Below are 602 nucleotides of genomic sequence, written 5' to 3' on the forward strand. Positions count from 1 at the left end.
GCTAAGAACTCAATTGGTAACGTTTCAGATCTTCCAAGTGGAACAACCTTCGCGTTCAAGACACCAGTAGATACTGCTACAGAAGGTGAAAAAGACGCGACAGTAGTTGTAACATACCCAGACGGAACTACGGATGAAGTTCCAGTTAAGGTTACTGTAAAAGACCCACATAGCGATGCGGATAAGTACACACCAGTAGCTAAGGCTCAAACAGTTGCTCCAGGTTCAACACCAGAAGCTAAGAACTCAATTGGTAATGTTTCAGATCTTCCAAGTGGAACAACCTTCGCGTTCAAGACACCAGTAGATACTGCTACAGAAGGTGAAAAAGACGCGACAGTAGTTGTAACATACCCAGACGGAACTACGGATGAAGTTCCAGTTAAGGTTACTGTAAAAGACCCACGTAGCGATGCGGATAAGTACACACCAGTAGCTAAGGCTCAAACAGTTGCTCCAGGTTCAACACCAGAAGCTAAGAACTCAATTGGTAATGTTTCAGATCTTCCAAGTGGAACAACCTTCGCGTTCAAGACACCAGTAGATACTGCTACAGAAGGTGAAAAAGACGCGACAGTAGTTGTAACATACCCAGACGGAAC

At 44.5% G+C, this 602-nt stretch carries 1 protein-coding gene; it reads left to right on the top strand.

The genetic code is table 11. The annotated features are described in order from the left end of the window. Positions 1-602: Rib/alpha-like domain-containing protein (locus HF881_RS10365; RefSeq protein ID WP_277347584.1), on the top strand; the 602-nt coding region annotated here is incomplete at both ends.

Origin of the sequence: Streptococcus sp. WB01_FAA12, assembly GCF_012843315.1 — a bacterium.
Classification (GTDB): domain Bacteria; phylum Bacillota; class Bacilli; order Lactobacillales; family Streptococcaceae; genus Streptococcus.